7 protein-coding genes are annotated in these 8,812 nt (G+C 73.7%); 2 read left to right on the top strand and 5 right to left on the bottom strand.

Annotated features, from left to right (window positions below):
* Window positions 1–87: 87 nt before the first annotated feature.
* Window positions 88–2,232, top strand: a complete 2,145-nt coding sequence (locus tag GA0115240_RS01930; protein WP_161301961.1) for a SpoIIE family protein phosphatase — start codon at window positions 88–90, stop codon at window positions 2,230–2,232.
* 7 nt (window positions 2,233–2,239) lie between these two features.
* The gene (locus GA0115240_RS01925) at window positions 2,240–4,438 is read left to right on the top strand and encodes a SpoIIE family protein phosphatase (protein WP_093734896.1); all 2,199 of its coding nucleotides are present in this window, start codon (window positions 2,240–2,242) and stop codon (window positions 4,436–4,438) included.
* A gap of 29 nt (window positions 4,439–4,467) precedes the next feature.
* Here the strand turns inward: GA0115240_RS01925 and GA0115240_RS01920 are convergent, their stop codons facing one another.
* The 5 genes from GA0115240_RS01920 to GA0115240_RS01900 all read right to left on the bottom strand — a co-directional run.
* A complete protein-coding gene (locus tag GA0115240_RS01920; protein ID WP_093734895.1) occupies window positions 4,468–5,811 on the bottom strand; it encodes a sensor histidine kinase in 1,344 nt (447 codons plus the stop codon).
* Window positions 5,811–6,488: a two-component system response regulator CseB gene (gene cseB, locus GA0115240_RS01915; protein WP_093734894.1), complete on the bottom strand. Its 678-nt coding sequence runs from the start codon at window positions 6,486–6,488 to the stop codon at window positions 5,811–5,813. The genes GA0115240_RS01920 and cseB overlap by 1 nt, the downstream gene beginning before the upstream one ends.
* A 4-nt stretch (window positions 6,489–6,492) precedes the next feature.
* Window positions 6,493–7,179: a hypothetical protein gene (locus GA0115240_RS01910; protein WP_093734893.1), complete on the bottom strand. Its 687-nt coding sequence runs from the start codon at window positions 7,177–7,179 to the stop codon at window positions 6,493–6,495.
* Complete coding sequence (locus GA0115240_RS01905; RefSeq protein WP_093734892.1) at window positions 7,167–7,706, bottom strand: SigE family RNA polymerase sigma factor; 540 nt, start codon at window positions 7,704–7,706, stop codon at window positions 7,167–7,169. Before GA0115240_RS01905 ends, GA0115240_RS01910 begins: the two co-directional genes overlap by 13 nt.
* Before the next feature lie 248 nt (window positions 7,707–7,954).
* On the bottom strand, window positions 7,955–8,812 hold an 858-nt coding region (locus tag GA0115240_RS01900; RefSeq protein ID WP_370673258.1), incomplete at its 5' end, for an A/G-specific adenine glycosylase.

The following is an 8,812-nucleotide window of genomic DNA, read 5'->3' as shown; positions in this document are numbered from 1 at the left end:
CGGGGCGGACCTGAAGGACAATGAACGGGAGGCACGCCCAAAAGCTGGCAAACCGTACGTAAGCGCATCGTCGATGGGATGCAGGGGATGGCCGAGTCCAGCAGAGGAAAGCCATGGTCCGCCGAGGACACCCTCGGCCTGGTCGGCGCTGCCACCGCGGTGGTCGACGGCGACGGGATCGTCCTGGGCTGGACGGTGGCCGCCGAGCGGGCCACGGGCTACACAGCCGAGGAGGTGGTGGGCCGGCCCGCCGCGCGACTGCTGGCCGACTGCGAGACGGCCGCCGAGCTCGCCGCCTGGGCCGCGCGCGCCCGGGCCCGTGAGCCGTGGTCCGGGGTGGTCCAGCTCCGGCCCAAGGACGGCCCGGCGGTCCGGATGATGATCGAGGCGTCCCCGCTGACCGGCAGCGGCCGGACCGACTGGTTCGTGACCGCCACCGACCCCACCGGGTCGTCCTCCTGGTCGCCGGCGCGGTCGTCGGTGTCGGCGGCGCTGATGGCCCGCTCACCGATCGGCCTGTCCATCTGGGACACGGATCTGCGCTGCATCTGGCTGAACAGCGCCGCCGAGCGGCAGGACGGCCTGCTGCGGCGGCAGCGGCTGGGGCGCCTGATGACCGAGGTGCAGCCGGGCAACGCCGGCAAGGCGATCTCCTCCGCCATGCAGCAGGTGCTGGACACCGGCGAGTCGATCATCGAACGGGAGTACACCTGGCAGATCCCCGGTGAGGACGAGGAGCGCGTGCTGTCGGCCTCCTACTTCCGGCTGGACGGCGCGGACGGCCGGCCGATCGGTGTCTGCAACATGGCCACCGACATCGACAAGTCCCGGGCCCGCCAGCACCTGCTCATCCTCGGCCAGGCCGGCAACCGCATCGGCACCACGCTGGACGTCATCAAGACCGCCCAGGAGCTCGCCGACGCCGCGGTGCCGCTGATGGCCGACTACGTCTCCGTCGACCTGGGGGAGACCGTCCCGCTCGGCGAGGAGCCGCTGCAACGGCTTCCCCCCAGCGACCACGGCGTCCCCGTCTTCCGCCGGGCGGGGCTGGCCTCCATCCACGAAGGGATACCGGAATCCCCGTGGCGGGTCGGGGAAGCGGTCTTCGTCGCCCGGACGTCCCCGTTCGCCCGCGTGCTGTTCTCGGGGGAGACCTACTTCGAGCCGGTGATCGAGATGTCCCCGGGCAGCTGGCTGCAAGGAGACCCGGCCCGGGCGAAGACCGTCGAGGACCTCGGGCTGCACTCGCTGATCGTCGTGCCGCTCCAGGCGCGCGGGACCGTGCTGGGAGAGGCCGTCTTCCTGCGGTCGGACAACAAGGTGCCGTTCTCCGCCGACGACCTGCTGCTGATCGAGGAGCTGGTGGGCCGGGCCTCCCTGAGTCTGGACAACGCGCGCCGGTACACCCGGGAGCGGGCCGCGTCCATCGCGCTGCAGCGCAACCTGCTGCCGCACAACCTGTCCGGCGGCGGCGCGGTGGAACTGGCCTCGCGGTATCTGCCGGCCGACACCCACGAAGGGGTGGGCGGGGACTGGTTCGACGCGATCCCGCTGCCCGACGCCCGGGTCGGCCTGGTGGTCGGCGATGTCGTCGGCCACGGCATCAACGCCGCCGCCCTGATGGGCCAGCTCCGCACCATCATGCGCACCCTGGCCGACCAGGACCTGCCGCCCCAGGAACTGCTCGCCCGGCTGGACCGGCTGATCCTGCTGATGACCGAGCAGGACGGCAACGCCGAGGGCTTCGCCGGCCCGGTGATGAGCTGCACCTGCGCCTACGCCGTCTACGACCCGGTCACCGGCACCTGCACCATGGCCTCGGCCGGCCACCCGCCGCCCGCGGTGCTGTGGCCCGACGGCCACGTCACCTTCCCCGACGTGCCGCCCGGACCGCCGATCGGCATGGGCCTGATGTCCTACGAGCCCTTCGCGCTGGAACTCCCCGAGAACAGCACCCTGGCCCTGTACACCGACGGCCTCATCGAGACCCGCACCGCCGACCTCGACACCGGCATGGGCCGGCTGGGTTCCGCGCTCGCGCTGGCCGGGAAATCGCTGGACCACCTCTGCTCGCAGGTGGTCGGCACGATGGCGCCGCACGCGTGGCAGAACATCGGCGCCGGCCCCGAGGGCACGGCGACCACGGGCGCGTCCGAGGACGACATCGCCCTGCTGCTGGCCCGCACCCGCGTGATGACCTCGGCCGAGGCGGCCGCCCAGAGACGGTTCTGAGGCCCGGATGGCCGAGCCGAGAGGCGGAGGACCGGGGTCCACCCGGGTGTGTGCCGCGGTCGCGGTGCTCGACACCCGGGGCACCGTCCTGGGCTGGACCCGGGCGGCGCAAGAACTGCTCGGATACGGCGCCGCCGAGGTGGTCGGCCGGTCCGCCGCCCGTCTGCTGGTGCCGGACGGCAGGGCCGGCCAGACGGCGCGCTGGGCCGCGCGGGTGCGGATGGGGGAGCCGTGGTCGGAGCCGGCCCGCGTGCGCCGCAGCGACGGGGAGGGCATCGAGATCGAGGCGGAGGTCTCCCCGCTGTCGGTCGGCGGCGCCACGCACTGGCTGGTGGCGGCCACCGCCGGGCCCGCCGAGGACACCGGGCCGGATCGGACCGATCCGGCCCGGGCGGCGGGAGACCGGATCCGATCCGACGGGATCCGACCGGACCGGACGCCCGTCTCCGCCGCCCTGCTCGCCCGCGCCCCGATCGGGCTGTCCATCTACGACCGCGACGCCCGCTGCGTCTGGCTGAACGCCGAGGCCGAGCGCCGGGACAACGGTGTACGGCGGCAGCGGCTGGGACGCCTGATCACGGAGGTGTTCCCCGGCCACGAGGGCCGGGCGCTCGAGGCCGTGATCCGCGGCGTGTTCGACTCCGGGGAACCGGTGATCGAGCGGGAGTACCGGTGGATCCCGCCGGGCCAGGACGAGGAACAGGTGCTGTCGTCGTCTTACTTCCGCCTCGACGGGGCCGACGGCGAACCGCTCGGCGTGTGCTCGATGGCCACCGACGTCGGCAACTCCCGTGGCCGCCAGCACTTCCTCCAGCTCAGCGAGGCCAGCAAACGGATCGGCACCACGCTGGACGTGATGCGCACCGCCCAGGAACTGGCCGACGTCGCGGTGCCGTTGCTGGCCGACTACGCCACCGTCGACCTGGCCGAGTCGGTCCCCCTCGGCGAGGAGCCACTGGAGCGGCTGTCGTCGGCGGACTCCCGTATCCCCGTCTTCCGCCGGGCGGGCATGGCCTCCATCCACGAAGGCATCCCGGAGTCGCTGTGGGGGATCGGCGAGGCGGTCTTCGTCCCGCCCAAGTCCCCGTTCACCCAGGTGCTGTTCTCGGGGGACACCCACTACGAGCCGGTGCTGGACACCTCGCCCGGCACCTGGCTCGACCAGGATCCGGACCGGGCCCGGGCCATCGCGGCGACCGGCATCCACTCGCTGGTCATCGTCCCGCTCCAGGCGCGCGGCAGGGTGCTCGGGGAGGCGGTGTTCGTCCGCACCGACAATCCGCTGGCGTTCTCCCGGGACGAAGTCCTGCTGCTGGAGGAACTGGTGGGGTGGGCGGCGCTGAGCCTGGACAACGCCCGCCGCTTCACCCGGGAGCGGGCCGCGTCGCTGGCGCTGCAGCGCAATCTGCTCCCGCAGCACCTGTCGGGCGGCGGCGCGGTCGAGGTGGCGTCGCGTTATCTGCCGGCCGACACCCACGAGGGGGTGGGCGGCGACTGGTTCGACGTGATCCCGCTGGCGGACGACCGGGTCGGCCTGGTGGTCGGCGATGTCGTCGGGCACGGCATCGGCGCCGCGGCGATGATGGGGCAGTTCCGTACCGTCGTACAGACCCTCGCCGACCAGGACCTGCCGCCCGAGGGGCTGCTCGCCCGGCTGGAGCGGCTCATCGTGCGCCTGATGGAGCGGGGCCGGGACGAAGGCGACCGGATCAACCTGTCGTCCCTGGTGATGGCCGGCACCTGCCTGTACGTCGTCTACGACCCCGCCACCCGCTGCTGCACGATGGCCTCGGCCGGCCACCCGCCCCCCGCCGTCATCCGGCCGGACGGCCGGGTCACCTTCCCGGAGGTGCCCACCGGACCGCCGATCGGCCTGGGACTGACGCCCTTCGAGTCCGTCACGGTGGAACTGCCCGAGGGAAGCATCATCGCCCTGTACACCGACGGCCTCATCGAGACCCGCACCGAGGACCTGGAGCACGGCATGCGGCGGCTGGCCGCCGCGCTGTCACCGCGCCCGGACTCGCTGGAGCAGATGTGCACCGATGTGATCGCCACCATGACACCGGGCGCCGTTCCGGACGCACGCCGCAATCTGGGCGTCGTACTGCCCGGCATGATGCGGGGCCGGTGGTCGACCCACGACGACATCGCCCTGCTGCTGGCCCGCACCCGCGCGCCGGACCCGGGGCAGGGCGGGGCCTGAGCGGGCGGGACCGGGGCAAGGGGGCGGGCTCAGGTGCGCGGCAGCAGCAGCTGGGCCACCGCGCCCCCGCCGTCGGCGGCCGGGACATTGCGGAAGGTCAGCCGGGCGCCCAGTACCCGGGCCTGGCCGGTGGCGATGGTCAGGCCCAGGCCGTGGCCGCTGCCGGCCCGCGACGGGACGCCGGTACGGAAGCGGCTCGGGCCCTCGCGCAGCAGATCGGGCGGGAAGCCGGGGCCGTGGTCGCGGACCCGCAGCAGGGGACCGTCGACCACCACCTCGATCACCGGGCCGCCGTGGCGCGCCGCGTTGGCCAGCAGATTGCCGAGGATGCGCTCCAGTCTGCGGGGATCGGTCTGCACCACGGCGTCCTCGTCCACCACGACCGTCGCGTCCGGCGCGAGGGTCCGGACCCGGCGGCGGACGAAGTCGCCCAGCCCCAGCTCCTGCAGGTCGGCCTGCTCGGCGGCGCCGTCCAGCCGGGCCACCTCCAGCACGTCCTCCACCAGGGTGCGCAGCGCGCCCACCCGGTCCCGGACGAGTTCCGACGGGCGGCCGGGCGGAAGCAGTTCGGCCGCGGTGACCAGGCCGGTCACCGGGGTGCGCAACTCGTGGGCGATGTCGGCGGTCACCCGGCGTTCGGCTTCCAGCCGCAGCTGGAGCGCGTCGGCCATCGCGTCCACCGCCCGGGCCAGCTCGTCGGTCTCGTCCCGGACCCGCCGGCCGCCGATCGCCTCCCGGACCCGGACCTCGGTGTCGCCGTCGGCCACCTTGCGGGCCGCGGTGGCCGCCAGCCGCAGCCGCCGCGACATCCGGCCGCCGATCAGCACGCCCAGCGCCGTACCGCCGAAAACCACCGCCAGCGAGCCGGCCACCAGGGCCTGGTCCAGGTCGTCCAGCACCGAGTAGCGGTCGCTGAAGGTGCTCTTCAGCGACAGGATGTGGCCGTCGGAGGCGGGCGTGGCCGCCCACACCGTCGGCGACTCGGCGTCGGTGTCCTGGACGTAGGTAGCGCGCTGGCCCTTGGCCGCGTACGCCTTGAGCTCCTTGGGCAGCGCCGGGTCGTCCAGCTGGGCGAAGAAGACCCGCCGGCCGGTGGCCTCGTAGATGCGCAGCGCGGACTGCACGCGTTCGTCCTGGACGTCGCGGGTGCTGTTGATCATGCTGACCCGGGCCGCGTTGTGCACCACCAGGCTCAGCGCCAGCGCCACCAGCGCGGACACCACCGCGATCGCGGTACTGATCTTCCAGCGCAGGCCGCTGCGGAAGAAGCCGCGCCGCGGGCCGACGAGCCCGACAAGCCCGGCGATGCGCCGGGCGAAGGACCGGGCGGGAGCCGGGAGGAAGGTCACGGCGGGCCGCCGGGCGTACGCCATCACGCCCTCAGCTTGTAACCGAAGCCGCGCACCGTCTCCAGCCGGTCCGCGCCGATCTTCGTCCGCAGCCGCTGCACATGGACGTCCACCACCCGGGTGTCGCCGCCCCACTCGTAGTCCCACACCCGCTCCAGCAGCCGGTCACGGGACAGCACGGTGCCGGGCGAGGCCGCGAACTCCAGCAGCAGCCGCATCTCGGTCGGGGTCAGCGCGAGGCGGGCCCCGGCCCGGGTCACCTCCATGCCCTCCGGGTCGATGGCGATGTCGCCGAAGGACAGCTGGGCGCACCCCTGGTCGGCGGCGGCGGTGGCCTGGAAGCGCCGCAGCACCGCCCGGATCCGGGCGACCAGGACCGCCGTGTCGAACGGCTTGGTCACATAGTCGTCCGCGCCGGCCTCCAGGCCCAGCACGATGTCGATCGAGTCGGCGCGCGCGGACAGCATGATCACCGGGACCGTCGACTCGTCCCGGATCCGGCGGCACAGGCTCACCCCGTCCAGGCCCGGCAGCATCACGTCGAGCAGCGCCAGATCCGGCCGGTCGGCGCGGAAGGCGGTCAGGCCGATCAGGCCGTCCGGGGCCGCGGTGACCTGGAAGCCGTCCCGCTCCAGGGCGAGCGTGGTCGCCTCCCGGATCACGTCGTCGTCCTCGACGAAGAGCAGATGGACCGGCGCCATACGCTCAGTGCCCCTTCCGGGCCGGGAACGCGGCCCGGCTGGGCAGCTCCGGGTCCAGCAGCGCCGACTTCGGCATCGGCACCGGCTCGGTGGAGGTCGGTTCCGGCGAGGGGGTGGGCGAGGCCGCCGCGAAGTCGGTGAAGAAACGGGCGGTCTGCACGAAGTGACCGGCGCGCCAGGAATAGGTCACCGCGTCCTCCCCGGTCGGGAAGGCCACCGGGTCGTCGCTGGGATACACCTCGTGCACCACCTCCAGCCGGCCGTCGTCCACGGTCCCGTACACCGGGCCGCGCTCGTCGGCGAAGACGCAGCGGTACTTGCCGCCGACCATCCGGTAGACGTAGGCCGCGATACCGATCCCCTCGCCGCAGGTGGTGATGTTGACCACCAGGTCCGGGCCGTCGCCGGCGGTGAGATCCCCGGCGTCGGTGTCCAGCGGGTAGCTGTCGTCCCGGCAGGGCGTGAGATCCTCACGGACGTCCGCGCTGACGCTGGTGTCCCGGCGGACCATCCCGGCCAGCGCCGCCGGGTCGGCGGCGATCGCCGGATCCGCGCCGGGCGGCGCCTTCATGGTGACACTCGGCGCCGGCCCCTCCCGGCGCGCGCCGGTCAGGGTGGTACCGCAGCCCGCGGCCACGACGCACGCGCAGGTCAGCGCGGACGCCGTGGCGATGGGGGCTATGCGGCGCACACGTCCTCCTTGCACGAGTACCCGTAGCTGCCGTGCTCCAGCTCGTGGCGCAGCCGGGCCAGTGCCCGGTGCAGGGTGCTCTTCACGGTACCTGTCGACATTCCGAGGGCGCGGGCGGTCTCCTCAGTGGTGAGCTGGCTGTAGTGCCGCATCAGGACGACCTGCCGCTGCTTGGGGGCCAGCACCCGCAGCACGTCGAGCAGCATCTCCCGGTCGGCACGCTGCTCGGCGCCGTCGTCCACGACGGCGTCCGGGACCTCGCTGGTGGGCACCTCGTCCAGCCGTCGGCTGCGCCACCACTCGGTCCTGGTGTTGATCATCACGCGCCGCATGTACGCGTCGGCCAGGCCCTTGTCGCTGATGTCGTCCCAGCGGGGGAAGGTCCGCACCAGGGCGGTCTGGACCAGGTCCTGGGCGTCGGTGGGATCGGGCACCAGGCGGCGGGCGCTGCGCAGCAGGGCGTCCTGCCGGGTCCGTACGTACTCCTCGAACTCGTCGAACTCCACTACCGCGCCGCTCGCCGCCATCGCTGCTCCCGCCCCTTCGCCTGTCGCCTCGTGCCCACCACCGGCGGGAAGGTGCTCCCACCGTCCGGCGATTCGACGCTACGGAGCGGATGTTGGGCTTTCACCACCGTGGGCCCTCGGCGGGCGCACAGCCGCCCATCGGTTGTGTAACAGCGGGGGGCGAAGGGGGCGAATCGGAACTTCGCCGCGGAACGGGCCGAACCGCGGCGCCCGGGCGGCGGGGCGCCGCGGGGCACGCGGGACAGGGCCTAGACGGGCAGCCGGAACAGGTCGCCGTCCAAGGGTTCCACCAGGCCGTCGGCGACCAGGCCGTCCAACGCGCGAGCCCGCTGCACCGGTTCGTGCCACACGGTGTCCAACGCCGCCTTCGGCACCGGGCCGGTGGACGCCCGCAGCACGGCGAGCAGCCGGCCGCGGACCTGGCGGTCGGTGCCGGCGTACGACTGGCCCTTGCGCGCCGGCCCGTCGTGCGCGGGAGAACCCGCCAACCGCCACGCGCAGCGCCCCGCCACCGGGCAGGCACCGCACGCGGGGGAGCGCGCCCCGCACACCAGCGCGCCCAACTCCATGGTGGCCGCCGCCCAGCGCGCGGCGGTCTCCTCGTCGGCAGGCAACAGCGCGCCCGCGGTGCGGCGTTCGGCGGCCGTCGTCGCGTTCGGCGGGTACTCCACACCGGTCACCACCCGTGCGAACACCCGGCGCACATTGGTGTCCAGCACGATGTGCCGCCGCCCGTAGGCGAACGACGCCACCGCCGCCGCGGTGTACTCGCCGACGCCCGGCAGGGCCAGCAACTCCGCATGTTCGTGCGGGACTTCACCGCCGTGCTGCTGCGCTATGGCGGTCGCCGCCGCATGCAGCCGCAGCGCCCGGCGCGGATAGCCCAGCCGGCCCCAGGCGCGTACCGCCTCGCCGGGGGACTCCTCGGCCAGGTCGGCCGGGCGCGGCCAGCGGGCCAGCCACTCGGCGTGCACCGGCAGCACCCGGCTGACCGGGGTCTGCTGGAGCATGAACTCGCTGACCATCACCGACCAGGCGCCCGCGTCCGGCCGGCGCCACGGCAGGTCCCGGGCGTGCTCGTCGAACCAGTCGATGACCAGGTCGTG

It is taken from the genome of Streptomyces sp. DvalAA-14, from assembly GCF_900091855.1.
Classification (GTDB): domain Bacteria; phylum Actinomycetota; class Actinomycetes; order Streptomycetales; family Streptomycetaceae; genus Actinacidiphila.
Note: the sequence above shows the minus strand (reverse complement) of the source record. Positions and strands in the feature narration are given on the sequence as shown.